Annotated in this window: 14 protein-coding genes; 7 read left to right on the forward strand and 7 right to left on the reverse strand. The window is 64.0% G+C overall.

The window, feature by feature from the left end:
* Positions 1-26 precede the first annotated feature (26 nt).
* Positions 27-1,295: a glycerate kinase gene (locus tag IB272_RS19925; protein WP_192444768.1), complete on the forward strand. Its 1,269-nt coding sequence runs from the start codon at positions 27-29 to the stop codon at positions 1,293-1,295.
* A 42-nt stretch (positions 1,296-1,337) separates the two neighbouring features.
* On the opposite strand, the gene hpaH is transcribed toward IB272_RS19925, so the two are convergent.
* The 3 genes from hpaH to IB272_RS19940 form a co-directional block, all read right to left on the reverse strand.
* Complete coding sequence (hpaH, locus tag IB272_RS19930; protein WP_034799390.1) at positions 1,338-2,141, reverse strand: 2-oxo-hept-4-ene-1,7-dioate hydratase; 804 nt, start codon at positions 2,139-2,141, stop codon at positions 1,338-1,340.
* Between the two features lie 72 nt (positions 2,142-2,213).
* Positions 2,214-2,828: a LysE family translocator gene (locus IB272_RS19935; RefSeq protein WP_192444770.1), complete on the reverse strand. Its 615-nt coding sequence runs from the start codon at positions 2,826-2,828 to the stop codon at positions 2,214-2,216.
* Positions 2,829-3,035: 207 nt separating this feature from the next.
* Complete coding sequence (locus IB272_RS19940) at positions 3,036-3,695, reverse strand: response regulator transcription factor (RefSeq protein ID WP_034799397.1); 660 nt, start codon at positions 3,693-3,695, stop codon at positions 3,036-3,038.
* A gap of 188 nt (positions 3,696-3,883) precedes the next feature.
* Between IB272_RS19940 and IB272_RS19945 the strand changes: the two genes are divergently transcribed.
* Entirely contained in the window at positions 3,884-5,560 is a 1,677-nt protein-coding gene (locus IB272_RS19945) for an ATP-binding protein (protein WP_348646797.1), read from the forward strand.
* Here IB272_RS19945 and pbpC read toward each other — a convergent pair.
* The 3 genes from pbpC to IB272_RS19960 form a co-directional block, all read right to left on the reverse strand.
* Positions 5,550-7,631, reverse strand: coding sequence for a penicillin-binding protein 1C (gene pbpC, locus IB272_RS19950; protein ID WP_192444774.1), 2,082 nt, complete (start codon positions 7,629-7,631; stop codon positions 5,550-5,552). The two genes, IB272_RS19945 and pbpC, sit on opposite strands and share 11 nt — an antisense overlap.
* Before the next feature lie 8 nt (positions 7,632-7,639).
* Positions 7,640-13,090, reverse strand: a complete 5,451-nt coding sequence (locus IB272_RS19955) for an alpha-2-macroglobulin family protein (protein ID WP_192444884.1) — start codon at positions 13,088-13,090, stop codon at positions 7,640-7,642.
* Between the two features lie 218 nt (positions 13,091-13,308).
* Positions 13,309-13,974: a GntR family transcriptional regulator gene (locus tag IB272_RS19960; protein ID WP_051659493.1), complete on the reverse strand. Its 666-nt coding sequence runs from the start codon at positions 13,972-13,974 to the stop codon at positions 13,309-13,311.
* A gap of 253 nt (positions 13,975-14,227) precedes the next feature.
* Here IB272_RS19960 and IB272_RS19965 point away from each other — a divergent pair, with 253 nt between their 5' ends.
* Together IB272_RS19965 and IB272_RS19970 are read left to right on the forward strand one after the other, a co-directional pair.
* A complete protein-coding gene (locus IB272_RS19965; protein ID WP_112974747.1) occupies positions 14,228-15,127 on the forward strand; it encodes a GNAT family N-acetyltransferase in 900 nt (299 codons plus the stop codon).
* 296 nt (positions 15,128-15,423) lie between these two features.
* Positions 15,424-16,455: a proline racemase family protein gene (locus tag IB272_RS19970; protein WP_112974748.1), complete on the forward strand. Its 1,032-nt coding sequence runs from the start codon at positions 15,424-15,426 to the stop codon at positions 16,453-16,455.
* 71 nt (positions 16,456-16,526) lie between these two features.
* Here the strand turns inward: IB272_RS19970 and IB272_RS19975 are convergent, their stop codons facing one another.
* Positions 16,527-17,147 carry a cupin domain-containing protein gene (locus tag IB272_RS19975; RefSeq protein ID WP_192444776.1) on the reverse strand — a complete coding sequence of 207 codons (621 nt, stop codon included), beginning with the start codon at positions 17,145-17,147 and terminating at the stop codon, positions 16,527-16,529.
* Positions 17,148-17,374: 227 nt separating this feature from the next.
* Here IB272_RS19975 and IB272_RS19980 point away from each other — a divergent pair, with 227 nt between their 5' ends.
* The 3 genes from IB272_RS19980 (at position 17,375) to IB272_RS19990 (ending at position 20,823) form a co-directional block, all read left to right on the forward strand.
* Positions 17,375-18,952: an ABC transporter substrate-binding protein gene (locus tag IB272_RS19980; protein ID WP_113079851.1), complete on the forward strand. Its 1,578-nt coding sequence runs from the start codon at positions 17,375-17,377 to the stop codon at positions 18,950-18,952.
* A 63-nt stretch (positions 18,953-19,015) separates the two neighbouring features.
* Complete coding sequence (locus IB272_RS19985) at positions 19,016-19,957, forward strand: ABC transporter permease (protein WP_060518297.1); 942 nt, start codon at positions 19,016-19,018, stop codon at positions 19,955-19,957.
* A complete protein-coding gene (locus IB272_RS19990) occupies positions 19,954-20,823 on the forward strand; it encodes an ABC transporter permease (RefSeq protein ID WP_034799417.1) in 870 nt (289 codons plus the stop codon). The genes IB272_RS19985 and IB272_RS19990 overlap by 4 nt, the downstream gene beginning before the upstream one ends.

Here is a 20,823-nt window from a genome sequence, read left to right on the forward strand (position 1 = left end):
ACGCGACATCCTCCAGGGGGAGACCAATGCCAGCCATCACCGATCCACGCCGTTTCCTCGAAGCGCTGTTCACCTCGGCCGTTGCGGCGGCTGATCCGGAGAAAGTGATCGCGGCCAACCTGCCGGCGCGACCGAAGGGGCGGACGGTGGTGGTTGGGGCCGGCAAGGGTGCGGCCCAGATGGCAGCCGCCTTCGAACGCCATTGGGATGGTCCGCTCTCGGGCGTGATCGTCACCCGCTATGGCTATGCAGCCCCATGCGAGACGATCGAGGTGCTGGAAGCGTCGCACCCCCTGCCTGACGAAAACGGTTTGCTGGCTTCGAAGCGCTTGCTCGCCGAAGTCGGCGGCCTGACGGCGGACGATCTTGTCGTCGCGCTCGTCTGCGGCGGTGGCTCGGCGCTTTTGCCCTCGCCACCACCCGGCTTGACGCTGGAAGACGAGATCGCCGTCAACCGGGCGTTGCTTGCCTCCGGCGCGCCGATCAGCGCCATGAACGCCGTGCGCAAGCACGTCTCGATGATCAAGGGCGGTCGGCTGGCTGCCGCGGCCTATCCGGCCAAGGTCGTTTCGCTGATCGTTTCCGATATTCCGGGTGACGATCCGGCGCTGGTCGCCTCCGGCCCGACACTGGCGGACGCCAGCACGCGCGAGGATGCGCTGACGCTGATCGAGCGCTACAGTCTGAACCTGCCGGCAAAGGTTATGGCGTGGATCAATAGCCCGGATAGCGCCGCGCCATCTCCTGATGACCCGCGTTTTGCCCGTAACGAAGTCCGGCTGATCGCATCCGCATCCGTCTCGCTCGAGGCCGCGGCTGCAGAGGCGCGTGCCGCCGGCATCGACGCGATCATTCTTTCCGATGCGATCGAGGGAGAGGCGCGCGACGTTGGCGGTGTGCATGCGGCGATCGCCCGGGAAGTCGCCGGCCGCGGTCGATCGTTCACCAAACCGGTCGTCGTTCTCTCGGGCGGCGAGACGACCGTCACCATCCGCGGCAAGGGCAAGGGCGGACGCAACAGCGAATTCCTGCTGGCGCTGGCGCTCGGCATCGACGGTGCCAAAGGGGTCTCGGCGCTCGCCGCAGACACCGACGGCATCGACGGCTCCGAGGACAACGCCGGCGCTTTCGCCGACGACACCACCATCGCCCGCCTCGCGGCGCAACGGCTGGATGCCGCGACATTCCTGCAGAAGAACGACAGCTGGTCGGCGTTCGATGCGCTCGGCGATCTCTTCAAGCCGGGGCCAACGGGCACCAACGTCAACGACTTCCGCGCCATCCTGGTGCAGTGATATCCGCGCGGCGGGTGTGTAGCTTGCCTGTCGTTATACACTTCACGCGAAGTGGCAACTGACCGAGCCGTAAGCGCCGAAATCGGCGACGATCGTGTCGCCGTTCCTGGCTTCGAGCGTGCGGATGAAAGAGCCTGAGAGAACGATTTGGCCGGGCTCGATCGCGTCGCCGCATTGCGCGAGACGATTGGCGAGCCAGGCGATGCCGCGCGCCGGATGGTTGAGCACACCGGCCGCAAGTCCCGTTTCCTCGATCACCGCATTGCGCGAGACGATCGCCCCCATCCAGCGCATGTCGACCGTATCGGGGCGCACGGCGCGGCCGCCGAGGATGAGGCCGCCATTGGCCGCATTGTCGGCGATCGCATCGACGAGGATGCGCGCCTTCTTTGTTTTCGGATCCGTGCGGACGATCCGGCTGTCGAGAATTTCCAGCGCCGGCATGACATAATCCGTGGCGTTCAGGACCTGGACGATGTTGACCCGCGGGCCTTTGAGCCCGGTTTTCATGATGAACGCGATCTCCGCTTCGACCCGTGGCTGGATGAAGCGATCGGCGGGTATGCTTGCGCCGTCGTCGAACAGCATGTTGTCGAAGAGCACGCCGGAATCGGGCGTGTCGATGCCGAGCGCCTGCTGCATGGCATTGGACGTCAGCCCGATCTTCCAGCCGATGATGCGGTGGCCGTCGTCGCGTTTGCGCCGGACCAGAGCCGCCTGGATCGCATAGGCGTCGTCGACCGTCATTTCGGGATGCTTGAGCGAGAGGAGCCCGATCTGTTTTCGATCGCGTTCGGCCTGATGCAGGCTTTCGGCGGCCTTGGCGATCTCGGTTGCATTCAGCATGGCGCCCCCCGACTTCAGCGTCCTTAAGGATACACCAAGGTCGGACCCGGCGCGCGCACCGTCTTTGGGCGATCAGATCGGCTGACTTGCCAGCATCAGGCCGAGGCCGATGAGGATCGAACCGCAGGCGCGCGGAACAAGATTGCCGGCGCCACCAACCAGCCGACCGAGCGTGAAGGAGGCGAGGAAGACGGCTGCGATATCGGCGACCGACAGGGCAAGGTTCACCAGCAGGCCGAACATCAGGAACTGCAGCGACATCGGCATCGCCGCGGCCGGATCCACGAACTGCGGCAGGAAGGTCACGAAGAACAAGGCGGTCTTGGGATTGAGGACTTCCACCACGATGCTGTCGCGCAGGACGCCGGGTTTCGCAGCCTCGGCGTGGGCGGCATGTTTGCCGACCCCGAGCAGCATGGTCGCGCCGAGCCAGACCAGATAGACGGCGCCGGCAAGCTTGATCGCCCCATAGAGAAGCGGTGCATGGTGAAGAAGGGCGGCAAGCCCGAGCGCCGCGGCGGCGATGTGGACGTAGCAGCCGATATGAATGCCGAGCGCCGCCAGGAGGCCGGCCTTGCGGCCATGCGCCAACGTCTGCGCCGTCATATAGAGAATGGCGGGGCCCGGCATGAAGGCGAAAATCGCCGTTGCCAGTGCGAACGAAATCCAATGCTCCAGCGACGGCATGGGGGCTCCTCCCGAAATAGCCGGAACGCCCCGGGCCGACGTCTTGGCGTCGAACCATCTCGGTGGCGCGATAGAGCGGGAGAACTACGCTTGGTTGTATCCGATTGACATACGGCAGGTGCCGTATTTCGGCGTTGTGGCAGGATCGCCTGTTTTGCCGTGGTTAAGGGAAGGTGATTTCCGGAAAGACCGGCGAGGACTGCGATATCAACCGATCGGCAGGCCGATGCGCAGCGCATAGGCCGCGATCTCTGCCGTGTTGTGCAGACTGAGCTTGCGCATCAGGTTCTCGCGATGCTTGCGGGCCGTGAGCGGGCTGATACCGAGGCGATCGGCGGTCTCGCGCGCGGTCAGCCCCTGGGCGGCGAGAGAGAGGATCTGCATTTCGCGGCGGGTGAGGGGGATGGGGGAGAGCGCCGTATCGGTTGTCGGCGGCGGCTGGTGGCTGCGGGGATCGTCGATGGCGAAACGAACCGATTGGCTGAGATAAATTTCGTTTCGCAGCATTGCGTCGAGTGCTGCATTCAGTTCGGCCGGGTCGCCGGTCTTCGTCAGGTAACCGCTGGCCCCGGCGGCGATCACGGCCCGCACGGTTCGCGGCTCGATGTTTGCGGTCAGCGCCAGGATCTTCATGCGCGGCGCGACCGCCCGGAGTTCGTTGATGAACTGCACGCCGGCAACCCCCGGCATGCCGAGGTCGAGGATCACCAGATCAGGACTGCTGGCGCGAACGATGGTCGTCAGCGTCTCGCCGTCGGCCGCTTCCGCAACCACCGATACGTGGTCCATGGTGGAGAGCAGCAGCTTCAGGCCCTCGCGAACGATGGCGTGATCGTCTGCCACCACGATCGTCAGCAGTTTGCGCATGTAAGCAATCCTTCATCGAAATCGGCAATTCTCCGCGGACATGGCGTTGCATCGAGACAGGAGCGGCAATGGAGACTCGCGAACACCTGCAACCTCTCCTGATAGGCTTATTATTTCGTCAATCTTACGCGGTGCTTTTTGCCAATTTCGCAATTCCACTGCCGGTTGCTTATGTCCTGCGCGATCTTGTGTCGTGGGACCTGCTGTTTTCATGGGGCGCCGCACTCTATCTGCTGACGTTCGCCCGCATTCTTCTCGACTGGCGATATCGGCGGCAGACGGATGAAGGGCGGACGCGGGACTGGCGGCGATGGGCCTGGCGCTTCACGCTGCTTTCGTGGGTTTCCAGCGGTCTCTGGGGCGCGCTTGGCTGGTTTGCCTTCCATCCGGACGAGCCGCAGACGCTTGCCTTCGTCTGCATCGTGATCACAGGCATTGCCAGCGGTGCGGTGCCGTCGCTGTCTGCCTTTCCGCTCGCCTATGCCGGCTCGCTGGTTGCGATCCTCCTGCCCTTCGCGATCCGCTGCTTCCTCGGCGAAGGGCCGATCTACGACACCTATCTGATTTTCACCATCTGCCTCTTCGGCGTCGACCTCTACTACAGCCGCGTCACCCACAGGACGCTTGCCGAAACGGTGCGGCTGCGTTTCGAGAATCTGTCGCTGATCACCAGCCTTGAGGCAGAGCGCGACAAGGCGCAGAGCGCCGATCGCTCCAAGTCGCGGTTCCTCGCTGCCGCAAGCCACGACCTGCGTCAGCCGATCCACGCCCTCAGCCTTTTCACCTCGACGCTCGCAGCACTCGGTCGCAACGGTGACGTTCCGGCCAAGAACGCCCGCGACCTCGCCGATCGCGCGCGCTCGGTTATCGGCAATCTCGGCGGTCTGCTCGACGCGTTGCTCGACATTTCCAAGCTTGACGCGGGAATCGTGACCGTCGCGCGAGAACCGGTGTCCCTACGGCGACTGTTCCACGACCTCAAGGCGGAGTTCTCCGGCATTGCGAAGGACCAGGGCCTCGGATGGCGCGTGGTGATGACGGATGTCTGGGTCGATACCGACCCGATGATGCTGAAGCGTGTCCTCGACAACCTCATTTCCAATGCGTTCCGTTACACACGGACCGGCAAGGTGCTGATCGGTTGCCGACGCCGCGGTGCGGCGGTGGAGGTGCAGGTCTGGGACACCGGTGTCGGCATCCCCGATTCAGAGCAGGAAGCGATCTTCGAGGAGTTCGTGCAACTGCAAAATCCTGCACGCAACCGGGCGCAGGGGCTCGGGCTCGGCCTTGCCATCGTGCAGCGTACCGCCGCTCTGCTCGGCCACCCGATCAAGGTAGTCTCGACGGAGGGTCGCGGTTCGATGTTTTCCATCACTTTGCCGGTGGTCGCGCCGCCTTCGCTGGCAAAGCCCGGACGCGCCCATCCGACCGCTGCGACGCAGCAAGGGGGTATCGTCGTCATCGACGACGAGCGCGACGCGCTGGATGCGACGGCGCTGTTGCTCCGCACGCTCGGCTATGCGGTCTATGCCGGGCGTTCGGCTGCCACGGCCCGAAAGGAGCTGGCGAAGGCTGCGCGCCTGGGAGAGGCGCCGGTCGATCTTGTCATCACCGATTACCGTCTCGAGGCCGGCAAGACCGGGATCGATGCGATCCGGGAGATCAGGGCCCATCTCGGGCGGGAGGTGCCGGCGCTGATCCTTTCCGGCGATACGTCGCCGACACGGCTGAAGGAAGTGACCGCAAGCGGCCACCGTCTTCTCCACAAGCCGCTCGATGCGGTGCGGTTGGAGGAGGAGATCGAAGCGCTCCTCGCCGAGCGGCCTGAAGATGCGGCACGCGAGATCCGCACTGTTACTCGATGAAGACGCGCACGCTGGCGGCGCGGCCGACGGAATCGATCACCGTCAGCGTCGAATAGCCGGCACCATCCGGTTGCCACTGCGTGACCCGCCGGCGGGTGAGCTCCGGCAGAGGCTTGCCATTGGCAAGCCAGCGGAACGGCGCGCGTCCGCCCTGGAGCTTGAGTGTCAGCGGCGAAAGCGCCTGATGGTTCGCACTGAGCTCGACGCGTGCGCCCTCGGGCGGAAACACGATCTGCGGTGCCGGCTCGCGGGCCGAAGCGTTGACGAGGCCGCTTGCCGTCAGCGAGAAGCGGCGCTGGCTGATCGGCAGTTCGGCTTGAGAAATGCGGATCGCGCCGGCCGGCGCATCGGGCAGCGGTGTGATGCCGAAGCCGGATTTGGCGAAGCCTTCGAAGAGAATGGGGGCGGCGCTGCCATAGCCGGTGAGGCCGGGAACCGCCCCATTGTCGGGCCGTCCGACCCAGACCCCGAGCACATGGCGGCCGTCATAGCCGACCGACCAGGCATCACGGTAGCCATAGCTGGTGCCGGTCTTATAGGCGATGCCGCGCTGGCGACTGCCAGCGGGCGGCAACACGCCGGAGAGCGCGTCGGAGACATTCCAGACGGCGACCGGCGAAAGCACCGGTTCCGCTTCGATCAGGCCCGCCTTGCCCTCAACGCCGTCGCCGAGCCGGAGCGGGAAGCCGCGATTGGCAAGCGCCGCATAGAGCTGCACGAGATCGCGCAGGGAAAGTCCGACGCCGCCAAGACCGATCGCAAGGCCGGGTGCTTCGCCGGCAGGAAGTGCCGGCTTCACCTCGCCGCGGCGAAAGCGCATCATCAGCTCGGCCGGGCCGACCGCGTCGAGCAGGCGGATCGCCGGAACGTTCAGAGACAATTGCAGCGCCTCGCGCACGCTGACATCGCCCTGGTAGCTCATGTCGAAGTTGCGTGGGCGGTAGCCGAAGAAGTCCGCCGGCCGGTCCTCGATGATCGTCTCCTGGCTGACGAGCCCTTCTTCGAAGGCAAGGCCATAGATGAAGGGCTTGAGGGTAGAGCCCGGTGAACGCGTGATGCGCGTCATGTCGATCCAGCCGGAGCGGCTCGCATCGAAATAGTCGGCCGATCCGACCGAAGCGACGATCTCTCCGGTCTTCGCATCGGCCATCACCATGGCGACCGAAACCTTCGGTCCGAGCTTGGCTGCCCCTTCCTTTGCCACGGCTTCGAGGTTGCGCTGGACGGCAAGGCGCAAGCTCGTCTCATGCCGAACCGCCTTCGGATCTTTGCGCAACGCCCGTTCGGCGAGGTGCGCGGCATAGGCCGGGAGTTGCAGCCGGCGCGACGGAACGGACGTGGCGATCGCGCGTTCCGCTTCGCCGTCGCCAATCACGTCAGCAACGGCGAGACGCCTCAGCACCCGTTCGCGGGCGGCGACAGCGGCGGCATGGTTGCGGTCCGGGCGGCGCTTCTCCGGCAATTGCGGTAGTGCCACGAGCAGGGCCGCTTCGCCGGCCGTCAGCCGTTTCGGCTCCTTGCCGAGCCAGGAGAGGCTCGCGGCGCGCACGCCCTCGATATTGCCGCCATAAGGCGCATGGGTGAGATAGAGATTGAGGATCTGGTCCTTCGATAGCCGTCGCTCGATCTGGATCGCGCGTGCGATTTGCAACAGCTTGGCGGTTATCGAGCGCTGCTGCCGTGGCTCGATCAGCCGGGCGACCTGCATGGAAAGCGTCGAGGCGCCCGAGACGATCCGGCCATTGCTGACGAATTGAAGCGCGGCGCGGCCAAGCGCCAGGATATCGACGCCGGAATGCTCCTCAAAACGCTGGTCTTCGTAGGCGATCAGCATCTTCAGGAACTGCGGATCGACATCGTCGACCGTGGTCTTCAGTCGCCAGAGGCCATCCGGCGTTGCGAAGGCGCGCAAGAGCTGTCCGTTGGCGTCGTCCACCTCGCGCGAGACGACGTCCGCCTCCGCAAGCGGCGGCGGGAAGGCCTCGTCAGCCTTTTCGATCGCAAAGCCCGTCAGCCCCGTCACCAGCAGGCAGACGGGCAAGGCGATCAGCAGTTTGCGCCCAATCGACATGATCTTGCCTATTGCGCGGCCAGCACCTCCATGCGCCCGGTCGCGGTGCGGGCCGAAAGCTGCGGTCGGTACATGTCCTCGACAGTTGCGGCCGGATGGTCATAGGTGCCCGGCGTTACCGCGCGCACGACATAGGCCAGCGTGACCTCGCGGCCGGCGCCGATGCTGCGGTCGAGTGCTGCGACGAAGCGGTCGTTACGGAACTCCGTATGGGTCGCGGTGATTTCGCCGAGCCACTCGAAATTGCTGAGCTGGGCACTGTCGACGAGGCTCGGATTGTCGATCTGGAAACCGGCCGGCAGCAGGTCGGTGACCAGCACGCGCGACGGCCAGTCGTTGGCCTCCGTGACTTTCAGCACGACGACGTAGCGTTCGTTCTGCCGCGCTTCCATGACGTTCGCCTCGGCTCCGTCGAGCGTGTAGTAGGTGCGCTCGATGGTGAAGCCGTCGCCGCCGGCCGAAAGCGGCTGGGCGGGGGCGGCGACCGTGGTGACCACGGCCGAAACCGGATCGGCACCCTGGTTGCGGATCACCACCGGGTGGGTGATGAGCGCGTCGCCGGTCATCTGGGCGGCATAGCTGCCGGACTTCGATGCGCCGTTGACGTCGAGCGCCATGTCCTCGTCGCCATTCTGGATGGCGCGGGCGGCAAGCAGCATCCAGGCCTGTTCCTGGGTGCTGGTATAGGTCTTCTGTTCCCATTCGCGGGCGACCATTTTTGATAGCTCTGGAACGATCGGCGGGACCGGTCGGCTTTCGGCCGCAAGCGCCAGCACCGCCGCGCCGTCACGCAGCGACGAGCCGTAGTCGGAGCGCGACAGGCTGACATTGACGAGGCCCGTCGACATGTTCGCCGCGTTGGCAAACGTGTCCTGCGCCCCTTGAGCATCGCCATACAGCGAAAGCGCTGCGGCGATATGAGCCTTGGCGAGCGGCGTCGGGAAGTCGTTGATCAGCGTGTTTGCGTAATAACGCAGGTCGTTGATCGCCGCCTTGCGATTGCGGGCAAGCACGTAGAGCGCATAGGCGATCTCGTTGCCGCGATCCTTGGCGTTGGTGTCGTAGCTGACGCCGTTCTGCAGGTTTTCCAGCGCCTGAACCATTGCGGCCTCGGGCACGTCATATTTCTGCTCGCGGGCGCGGGTCAGGAAGTCGGTGACATAGGCGTCGAGCCAGAGGTCGCCGTAGCCCGGCCCCCAAAGCCCGAAGCTGCCCGACGAGGACTGGTTGGAGAGCACGCGGTAGATCGCCTCCTGCACCCGTTTCGTCACGCCCTCGTCATCGGCAAGGCCGGACTGCTTGGCGAGTTCGCTCAGGTAGAGCAGCGGCAGCGCGCGGCTGGTCGTTTGCTCCGTGCAGCCATAGGGATAGCGATCGAGGGTCATCAGCAGTGCCGGCATATCGAAGGCGGCAGAGCGGGTGACGCTGAGGTTGACGGAAGCGCCCTGCAGGATGCTGTCGGCGAGCAACTGCCCGTCGACCGTCAGGCTGCTTCCTGGCGCGATCGAAACCACTTGTCGCTGTGTCACCGGCAGGGTTGCCGGACGCACGAGCAGGTCGAGCGACTGCTCGAGCGAAAGGCCGTTGGCGCCGGTCAGCGCCACGGTGACGACGCCGTTGCCGGGATATTGCCCGACGACCGGCAAGGTGATGGAGGAGCGACCGCCCTGGTCCAGGGTGACCGTGCTGCCCGTCCCCGGTTGCTCGACCGTGGCTTGGCCACTGGTCGTCACATGGATCTGGTAATCGCCGGCCGGTGCGTCGGTATTGGCGATATCGAGCCTCAGGTCCGACCGGTCTCCGGGCGCCAGGAACCGCGGCAGGCTGGCGGTAACGACGACGGGGTCGCGGATCACCACGTCGCGCGTGGCGTGGCCGACACCGGATTTCGTCCAGGCAACGGCCATCAGTCGCGCCGTTCCGTTGAACTGCGGGATGTCGAAGCTGACGGTTGCCTTGCCGTCGCCGTCGAGCTGTACCGGTCCTTCGAAGAAGGCGACCAGCTTTTCCGTGGGCGGGCTGCCCTGAAGCGCGACCTGGCCGCCATCGCCGCCGGTGCGCAGTTTTCCGGTCGCGCCGAGCGAGCCGTCGATCAGGCGACCGTAAAGGTCGCGGATTTCAAGGCCGAGCTGTCTCTGGCCGAAATACCAGGCTTCCGGGTTCGCCGGCTCGTAGCGGGTGAGATTGAGAATGCCGACATCGACGGCGGCGATCGTCACATAGGCTTCCTCATTGGCACCGGCACCGGCGACCTGGAGGCTGATGTCGAGCGGCTGGCGCGGCTCCATCTTTTCGGGCGCGTTAAGCGTGACGGCGAGCTTGCGCTCGGCCGGATCGACCGTGAGCCATTTGATGCCGATGGCGCGCATCGGCATGCGGCTTTCCTGGGCATCGCCCGGCCGGTAGAGCGTGGCGGTGACATAGGCGCCGGCGCCCCAGGCGTCGGTCACCGGCAATTCGACTTCGCCGCCTTCAGCCGCAATCGATGCCGTCTCGGTCGTGATCAGGTTCTCTGTGCCGACGGTGACCAGCAGTTCGCCGGCAAAACGCGGCGAGACCTTCAGCTTGGCCGTGTCGCCGACCGCATACTTCTCCTTGTCGAGCGCGATCTCAAGGCCGTCAGGCGTTTCCGTCGAGGTGGCCGCGACATACCAGCCGGCGTCGAATTCGACGCTCGAAGTCGGGCCATCGACCGCGGCCGTCTCGACTTCCAGGCGATAGCGCCCCCAGCCGACGGGCACGGAGATATCGCCGCCGTCTTCCGTCAGGTCGACGCTGCCGTTGGCCACCTGTTTGGTGGTAACGACGGGCTCGTATTTCCAGGCGCTGCCGTCGCGATACCAGTGATAGTTCCGTTCGACGCTGATCAGCTTCCAGAGGAGCCCCTGCATGGCGACCTTGCTGCCGGCCGGATCGACGGCGATGACGCGGAACTTGCCGACGGAGTTTTCGGCGAGCTCACCCTCGAATTCCGGCTTGATGCCGAGCATCGGGCCCTCGGCGCGCACCGGCAGTTTCAGCGAGCGCTCGACGGCGCGGCCGCCGGCTTCACGCATGCGAACGGTCACGGTGGCATTAAGCAGCTGCGTGGTCGAGGGCACTTCGTCGATGAGGACGTCGAAGCTGGATTTGCCTTCCTCGTCGAGCGACGAAAGCTCTTCGAGCGGCAGGCGCGTGTCTTCGCTCGCCTCTTCGTCGGCAAGACCGAAGGAATAGCCCTTGAAGGCGGCGTTTTCGCGCGTCGGCTTGATCGTCACTTCGCCTTCAAGTTCGAGGCCGGCAGCCGGCGCGCCATAGAGATAGCGCCCGTCGACTGCCACGCTTGCCGTCTCACCGACGGCGATTTCCTTGGCGTCGCTGGTGAGATCGAATTCGGTGCGATCCGGCACGAAGTCATCGATCAGGAACTGCTTCTCGCCGATCGCAGGCGACTTCGGGTCAGTGAAGATCTGCATCGTCCAGGTGCCGCGCATGGCGTTTGCCTGGGTGTCGAGGTCGAGCGTATGGCCGCCGAGCTTGCCGCCGGCACTGGTCATGCGGCGATATTCGACACCATCCGGGCGGAGGAAGACGAAGGTCAGCGGCAGGTTCTCGATCGCCATGCCGTCAACGTCACGGGCAAGCGCTGCCGCATGCACGGTTTCGCCGGCACGATAGATGCCGCGCTCGGTCCAGGCGAGAATGTCGATGGCGCCAGGAGCCGCGCGCCCCGTGACGCCACGATCCGAAAGGTCGAAGCCGGCGCGGCTCATGTCGAGGAAGACATAGTCGTCCTCGCCCTTCTTGGCGGTGATGACGGCGGGCGTGAGCCCGGCCGTGCCGCGGATCAGGCCAGCAGTGAAGGTCACGCGGCCGTCATTATCGCTCACCGCCGTGCCGAGGATCTCGTTGTTCTTGGCGACGAGTTGCAGTTCGACGCCTTCGATCGGCTCGGCAGTCGCAAGCGAGCGCACGAAGACGTTCAGCCCGTCTGTGCCGGCATAGGTGGAGATGCCGATATCGGAAACGACGAACCATTGCGTCGCGCGCGCATCCCATTCCTGGCTGATACCGGTGGTCGGTGCGGCGGTCAGGACGTAGACGCCGGGCTTGCGTTGAGGCAGTGCCTCGTCGACCGGGAAGCTTGTGACGACTTCCTTGTTGACGTCGCGCTCGATGTCGAGCGAGCCCTGCCAGACGAGTTCGCCGATCTCATCCTCGATGCGCTGGGCGCTGTAGCCGTCGAGCTGGGTCAGGAACTGCGAGCTCTGCAGCACCTGGGCGATGCTGCGATCGCCGACGCGGTAGAGTTTCAGCTTGGCGCTGTCGGTGTTGACGGAAACGAGCGGGATGCCGCGGCGCGCGGTCGACGGCAGCACGAAGCTGTCGCCGGTGAAGCGCACCATTTGGGCGCGGTCCGCGACATAGATATCGAGGGTGACGGGCGCTTCGAGCATTTCGTCGACGGTGGACGGCAGGCCGGCGCGAAGGGTCAGCTTGTAGCGCTCGCCATGCGATAGGCCTTCGATGCAGATCTGGTCGCCCTTCGCCTCAAGCGCCTTTGGCGCAGCACCATTGACGGTGACGAAGGAGGCATAGTCGGCGCCGCTCTTCAAAAGCTGCTCGGAGAACTGCACGCAGGCGCGCGGCGTCGCAGCGTCGGAATCGATCGTATGTTCGACGACGCGGAAGCCCTTGCGCTGCTTAAGGTCGAGATAGGCTGCCTCGACCGATTTTGCCTTCACCAGTTCCAGGCTCGCCTTGTAGGCGTTCAGTGCGGCGCGGAAATTCTCGGCGCCTTCCAGCGATTTGGCCATGACGGCAAGCGCATGCGCCCGGCTCTCGGTGGTGCGGGTCAGCTCGTAGCCGTTGATCGCGGCGATCGCCGCCTGGATCGATACGCTTGAATTGTTGGTGATGCGGTTCGCGGTTCGCGCCGCCTCCAGCCAGAGTTCGGCGTCATCAGGATTGATCGCCAACGCGCCCTGGAAGGCCTTCAGCGCATTTTCGATATTGCCCATGCCGGCCTGGCCGCGTGCCATGTCGATGAGCGTATTGACGCCCATGCCCTGCTGATCGTCGGCAAGGGTAAGATTGGCCTTGGTGTTGCGGGCGTCCTGCAGCAACTGATCCGACAGGAATTTCAGGCGCGGCGGCGCGCCGATGTCGGCTTGTGTGACCTGCGGCTGCACGACCTTGCCGGCGATGGCGCCGGGGAAGGTGTTGAGCTGGTTATAGTCGGACTTGAGGAAGCACCACTTCACCTTGGGATTGTAGGTGAAGGCGCGGCAGGCCTGGTCCGCGATGCATGTCTGCTGGCATTCGTCGAGCGAGACGTTCTGTTCGGTCCTGAGGTCGAAACCGAAATAATCGCCGTCCTGAGTGATCTCGATCTGCCGTCCACTCTCCTGGGCGACGGCGGGGATGCCGGCGGTCAAAAGCGACAGGAAGAGGGTGGAAAGGCCGAAAAACGCGCGCACAGACATCAAGTCCTCCCAACGCTGCCGGTCTCGATAGAGGCTTCACTTTTCAGGCTTCCGCCCCGCTTGTCAACCGGAGAGCGGTCGACGTGCGGCGCAATTTCAGCGGGAGCACTGCTGTGAAGGATCGAGCATCGATCCGGAATGAAACACGATAAAATGATATGTAAATCAAACTATTATGACGGTCGGCCAAAGCCGCGGGAGAAACCGCGCCGCTAGCCTCGTTGTTCTCTCAGGAAGACGGTCAGCGAGCGACCGGCATCGAGGATATGATCGCGCGTCAAGGCGCTGGCCCGCTCGGCGTCGCGCGCCACACAGGCATCCAGGATCGCCTTGTGTTCGCGGCGCGCACGCGCGACGCCCGAGGTTAGCGTCAGCTGCGCCCGCAGGTAACGGTCGATGCGATCGAGAGAGGCGCGAACGATCTGCAGGTAATAGGGGCGACGAGCTGCCTCGTAGAGGCTGTAGTGGAAGTTGCGGTTGATTTCGCCCCAGCGGTCGGAATTTTCCTCCTGCTCGAATTCCTCGCAATGCTGGCGTGCAAGGTCCAGAGTACGGCGGTCGAGACTGGGTACGGCAAGCCGAATGACCTCAGCCTCGATCAGTGCGCGGAACTCGAAAATCTCCTCGATTTCCTCAATCGAGAGGCCGGCGACAACGGCGCCCTTATAGCGCTCGGTGGTAATCAGCCCATGCTGCTCCAGCCGCGAAAGCGCCTCGCGCACCGGAATGCGGCTGGTGTTGAACATCTGGGCGATGTGGTCCTGGCGCAGGTTCTCGCCTTCGGCAAGGTCGCCTTCGATGATCGCCTTGCGCAAGGCCTCATAGACGATATCGGCCGCTGAGGCGGCTTGCCTGACATCGACGGCGTCGAGTTTCATCCTGTTCAAACCCCGCTGGCCAAGCCTCTCGGCACGGCGAATTCGGAAGCGTTTTCGCGCTGTTGGTCAACGGTCATAGGTCCAATCCGGGCGCCGGGCAACAGAGCTTTGGAAAGTAGGCGCGACGATCTCGTCGCCGGAGCCGGAAATCGTCTGACGGAGGAAAGGTCTCTGATGAAGCGGAGCGGCAGAGCGTGATATGGTCGAGCCTGCGAAGCCAGCCTTGTCTTGGAAACCTCTCGTGGTGTTACCAATGCCGCTCGTTTACAGGCCTGCTCAAGCCGACGAATTGGCTGCGACCGATGCACTGGTCGTCTCAAGCATCAACGATCTTACCATTCGGCACGGCTTCGGCGCGATGGCGGCGACAAGCCCTCCCAATTTTCAGCTTTTTTGCCTTAGGGACGATCCGGACGGCCTCTGGGTGGCCGAAGAGGGCGGGGGCATCGTCGGATGCGCCTGGAGTTGGACTTGCGGGGATCTCTGGTTTCTCGCCCAGTTGTTCGTCGATCCCGCTCAACAGGGCCGGGGCATCGGAAATTCGCTGCTGGAACGAACTCTGGAACATGCGCGCAAGTCAGGCGCAGCCCACAAGGCGCTGATCACCTTCACCTTCAATCGGGTGTCGCAGGGGCTCTACATGCGACACGGCTTCTTTCCGCGCACGCCGATCTATTTTTTCGATGCCAGGCGGGAGGCAGTGCGGATGTTGCCGGAGGCGGTCCTGCGCGCCGTGCCGATCGAACCCGATGCAGCGACCATGGAGACGCTGGCGACGGTCGATCGCTGCGCCATCGGCGTATCGCGGGACAAGCACCATCGCTACCTGCTTGGCGATCTGGCAACCCGAGGGTTTCTGTTTTACGCCGGCAGCGATCCTGCCGGATACGGCTATATCGGCGCCAACGGGCACATCGGCCCACTCGCCGTCCTGTGGCCCGACAATGTTCAAGATGCCTTCGCGGCCGCGTTGCGATTGGCCGCCGCGGGCACGTCTGAGAGGATTTCGGCCTTCTTGCCCGGGGCATGCGACGGCGCTTTGAGCCTTGCGGTCAATCAGGGGATGCGGATCACGTTTCCAATGCTGCTGATGGCGTCTCCCGGTTATGGCGACTGGACGCGCTATCTGCCCCGCAATCCGGGGTTCATGTGAGCTCTTGAGGTGTGCTCGAGGCGCTTCCATGTCGCAGATCGAACTCAAAGCGCAGCTATTTCGACGTCGCTGCCGACAAGCCGGTCGGCGGACTGTCACGGCGTACGTTTGCAGCAGGCCTCTCTGGCCGGATTTGGATTATGAGTATTTTCAGATTGTATATTGGATCCAATTTTTCTAAGAGTCGTTTCGTCGACGGGCGACGCCATCGCGTCACCCGGTGAAATGGGGGAGCGGCCGCAAGTGATGGGCGCGCCCGGGTGGCGTCCGTCCACCGTCACGGAAGGAGAAAGCGCATGCGCAGCAACAAGGTCGTTCATATCGTTTCCTGCCACGCGGAAGGGGAAGTCGGCGACGTCATCGTCGGCGGCGTCGCGCCGCCGCCTGGAAACACGCTCTGGGAACAGCGCCGCTTCATCGCCGAAGACCAGACGCTGCGCAATTTCGTGCTCAACGAGCCGCGCGGTGGCGTCTTCCGCCACATCAATCTGCTTGTGCCGCCGAAGGACCCGCGCGCGACCATGGGCTTCATCATCATGGAGCCCGAAGATACGCCGCCGATGTCCGGTTCGAATTCCATCTGCGTCTCCACCGTTCTGCTCGACAGCGGCATCGTACCGATGCAGGAGCCGGAAACGCGCCTGGTGCTGGAAGCGCCCGGTGGACTGGTCAACGTCGTTGCCGAGTGCCGCAACGGCAAGGCCGAGCGCATCACCGTCACCAACGTGCCGTCCTTTGCCGACAAGCTCGACGCCAAGCTTGAAGTCGAGGGTCTGGGCACGTTGACGGTCGATACCGCCTATGGCGGCGACAGCTTCGTCATCACCGACGCTCGCGCTCTTGGTTTCTCGGTGACGCCAGACGAGGCGCGCGAGCTTGCCGAAACCGGCATCAAAATCACCCGCGCGGCCAACGAACAGCTCGGCTTCACCCATCCGGAAAATCCGGAATGGGATCATATCTCCTTCTGCCAGCTGACGATGCCGGTCGAAGAAAAGGACGGCATCCTGCATGGCCGCAACACGGTGGTCATCCAGCCGGCCAAGCTCGACCGCTCGCCGACCGGCACCGGCTGCTCGGCGCGCATGGCGGTGCTGCACGCGCGTGGGCTGATGAAGGTCGGCCAGCGCTTCAGCGGCCACTCGATCATCGATTCGACCTTCAATTGCCGCATCGTCGGCGAAACGACGGTCGGCGGACGCCCGGCGATCGTGCCTGAGATCTCCGGACGTGCCTGGATCACCGGCACGCACCAGGTGATGCTCGACCCGGCCGATCCGTGGCCAGCCGGCTACCGCCTTGCCGACACCTGGCCGCGCAAGCAGTAAGGTCTGCCTTTGCGGGCCGCCTCGTTGCGGCCCGTACCTTTCGGCCCAAGCCTTTGGATTGTTCTGCCGGTTCAGTCTTCCTTGATGATCCGGGTGGTGCCGACCCAGAGTTCGCGGGCCGGTCCCGCGCCGACATTGCGGGCGCGGTGCGGCAGCGAGGCGGGGAAGTGCAGCGTGTCGCCGGCCTTCAGCAGATAGTCCTTGCCATCGATCTGGTAGAGCATCTCGCCCTCGATCAGGTAAAGGAAGTCCTCGCCCTCGTGGCTGGTCAGTTCCGACGCATAGCCCGGCGGCATTTGGGTGATGCAGCCGTTGAGCGCCGCGCCCGGAAAGCCGCGTTCGATCAGTTCGTAGACGCGCTCCTTGGTCTCGACATTGTAGCCGGGGCGTTCCCCTGCGTGCGAGACCATCGAATGCGAATGCTGCGGCGGCTGCGACAGGAAGGTGTCGACGCTGGTGCCGAGCGCATTGGCGACGTTGTACAGCGAGATTAGCGACGGGGTGGAAATGCCGCGCTCGATCTGGCTGATGAAGCCTTCGGTCAGCCCGGCCTCGCGCGCCACGTCCTTCATGGTCTTGCCGATTTCCTTGCGGCGAGCTCTGAGCATTTGCCCGAGCGAGGCGGGTGTCGAGGCTTCGGGGAGGGAGGCGCCTTCATGGGCTCCGGGCGCCTCTTCGATCTTCAGGGGCATGACTTTCTTTCCGCTTGACTCACGTCTATCGATGTACTTTAGTCCAGCTAAAGTTGGTTCGGCAAGCCGATCAGATCGTATGCCAGCCTTCTTGAAAAGGGGAACTACAAGAACGTCTTCGCGGCAATCCGTCGGCGGCAAAAAATACTAAGAAAAATTGGATCCAATATCCAATAAACGTGTTCAGCGCGCGATCGATGTCGGCTGCGGTCAAAAGGAGGAGTGAGATGAAACCTATATTGCCTATTCTGCTCGGCACGACGCTGGGTCTGCTTGCGGCCACCTCGGCGTTTGCGATCGAACGCGGTGGCGCGATGACATTCGCCCGCTACGACGACTCGACCGTCATCGATCCCGTTTACGCCGACCGCAATCCCGATCTCTGGATGGTGAACGGTCTCTACGAAACGCTGCTCCGCAACGGTCCTGATGGTTCGATCGTGCCGGGTCTCGCCGAGGCTCACGAGGTTTCGGCAGATGGCAAGACCATCACCCTGACGCTTCGAAGCGGCCTCAAGTTTTCCGACGGCTCCGACCTTACCGGCGCCGACGTCGTCTTCTCGCTGGATCGGGCACGCAATGCCGAACTCGGCCCCTGGGCGGGGCTGCTCGGCGCAGTCGACGCGGTCACGGCCGATGGCAACAAGATCACTGTGTCGCTGAAAAATCCCGACCCGACGATCATCTCGATCCTTGCAACTTTCAACACCGGCATCATGCCAAAGGCAGCCTTCGAAAAGGCGGCCGGCGCGACCGACCAGGAAAAGGCGCGCGCCTTCTTCTCGGCTGGTCCGGTGACATCGGGGCCCTTCGTCATGAAGAGCCATGTGCAGGGCTCGAGCATGAGCTTCGAACGCAACCCGAACTACTGGCGCCAGGGCGAAGACGGCAAGCCGCTGCCCTATCTCGACCGGGTGGAATTCCTCGTCATTCCAGATGACGCGACCCGCATCCTCAAGCTTCAGGCCGGCGAAGTCGACGCCGCCGAGTTCATTCCGTTTGCCCGTGTCGGCGAGCTCGGCGCCGATCCGAACCTGAAGATGGAGCTCTTCCCCTCGACCCGCATCGTCTACGCGCCGATCAATACGCGCGAGGCGAAGAAGGACGGCGCGAAGAACCCGCTTGCCGACGTCAAGGTGCGCCAGGCGCTGAACTATGCGACCGACAAGAGCGTGCTGATCAAGCTCGTGACCTTCGATACCGGCAAGCCGATGACCTCGCTGATGTCGGCTGCGACGCAGCTGCATTACGGTCCGGCGCCGCTTTACCCCTACGATCCGGAAAAGGCCAAGCAGTTGCTGTCGGAAGCCGGCCTCAGCGGCGGCTTCGAGGTTAAGCTCACCACGCTTGCCGGCAGTGCCGACGACGCAACATTGTTTACCGCACTTCAGCAGATGTGGGCGCCACTCGGCGTCAACCTCAAGGTCGAGCAGGTCGACAACCCGACCCGCGGCGAGAAGAACCGGTCCGGCGATTTCGACATCCACTCCTATGGCTGGGCGAACGACGTCAACGACCCGGCGCAGGTGACCGGCTGGCTCGGCTATTACAAGCAGCGTCAGGCCGTCGGCACCGGCTGGAACAACCAGGAATTCAACACGCTGTTCGAGGCCTCCAACGTCGAGACCGATCCGGCCAAGCGCAAGGACGAATACAAGCGCATGCAGGAGATCTACGCGGCCGAGGCACCGTTGCTCTTCCTGTTCGAAACGCCGTTTGCCGTCGCCGTCTCGAAATCGATCGAAGGCTACGTCCAGACGCCGCTCGGCGCCAATGACTTCTCTGAAGCCTGGCGCGCCGACTGATAGCGGAACGATCTGCGAAAACCGGGCGGCAAGCCGCCCGGTTCTCCGTTGAAGGTTGGAACCATGCCCTCACTTTCCTATCTCGTTGCACGGCTGCTGCAGATCATCCCGACGTTCCTGTTGGTGATGATCTTCATCTTCCTGCTCGTGCGCCTTTTGCCGGGAGATCCGGCCATCGCCATGGCCGAGGCCAAGGCGACCGATGCGCAGCTTGAACAGATCCGGCACAATCTCGGTCTCGATGAGCCGTTGCCGGTGCAGTTCCTCGTCTTCGTCAAGAACACGCTGACCGGCGATCTCGGCCGCTCGATCATGTTGAAGGCGCCGGTGACCGAGGTCATTCTCAGCCGGTTGCCGACGACGATCTTCCTGGCGCTCTATGCGGTCGTGCTTGCTGTGTTCCTCGCCGGGCCGCTCGCCTTCCTCGCGGCAGCGCGCGTCAACAGCCCTGTCGATGTTGCCATCCGCAGCGTCTTTCAGGTCGGTCTTTCCATGCCCGTCTTTTACATCGGGCTCCTGCTGCTCACCGTGCTTGCGGCGCAGTTGCGCTGGTTTCCGGTCGGCGGCTACGGCAAGACCTTTTTCGCCAATCTCTATCACCTGATCCTGCCCGCACTCAGCGTCGCGCTCTATACGTCGGCGATCATCCTGCGCAATCTGCGCGCCTCGCTGATCGAGGTGCTCGACGCCGACTATGTGCAGTTCGCGCGGGCCAAGGGCCTGTCGCCGCGCATCATCATGACCCGGCACGTGTTGCGCAATGCGCTCGTTTCGACGGTCACTCTGCTGGGGTTGTCGATCGGCAACCTGATGAGCGGCACGCTGGTGACCGAGACGGTTTTTGCCATTCCTGGTGTCGGCCGGCTGATGCTGGAGGCGATCTTTGCCCGCGACTATCCGCTGATCCAGGGCCTGACGCTCACCTTCGCCGTGCTCGTCTCCGTCGTCTTCCTCTTGACGGATGTCGTGCAATCCTGGCTCGATCCGAGGCTTCGCCAATCATGACGGTCCTGACTCTCACCCATTCGCGGACGCGGGGACGGCTCGCCGCCTTTCTGGCACGCGCCTTCGCCCGTCCTTCTTTCGTGATCGGCATTGTCATTCTCGGCCTGTCGCTGGCGCTTGCGGTGTTCCCTCAGCTCTTTGCTCCTTACGACCCGCTTGCCTTCGACCTCCAGGCGATCCAGCAGGGGCCGAGCCTTGCGCATCCCTTCGGCACCGACAATTTCGGCCGCGATGTGCTCTCGCGCGTCATCTGGGCCTATCGCGTCGACATGCAGATGGCCTTCTTCGCGACGATCTTCGCGCTTTTGATCGGCCTCACCGTTGGCGCCTTCGTCGGTTACTACGGCGGCATTGCCGACGTGATCTTCGGCCGTTGCGTCGACGCGATCATCACCTTTCCCTTCCTGGTGCTGGTGATCGCGATCGTCGCGGTGCTGGGCCCTGGCCTCGTCAACATGTATGTGGCGATCACCGCGGTGAACTGGGTCTATTACGCCCGGCTGACGCGCGCCGAAATCATGGCGCAGAAGGCCAACGACTATGCCGCGGCCGGCCGGGTTCTCGGCTACTCCGATCGCCGCATCATCTTCCGCCATCTGCTGCCGAACGCGATCTCGCCAATCCTCGTCTATTGGATGACCGATATGGCGCTCGCGATCCTGCTCGGCTCGTCGCTCGGCTATCTCGGCCTCGGCGCACAGCCGCCGGCTGCCGAATGGGGCGTCTTGATCGCGGAGGGCCGCAACTTCCTGATGACGGCCTGGTGGATGAGCCTGATGCCCGGCATCGCCATCGTTCTGACCGGGCTCGGCTTCAGCCTCGTCGGCGACGCGCTGGCCGATCTGCTTCGGCCGAAGGGGCGCTGA

The sequence above is a fragment of the Ensifer sp. ENS08 genome (assembly GCF_014852195.1).
GTDB classification, from domain to species: domain Bacteria; phylum Pseudomonadota; class Alphaproteobacteria; order Rhizobiales; family Rhizobiaceae; genus Ensifer; species Ensifer adhaerens.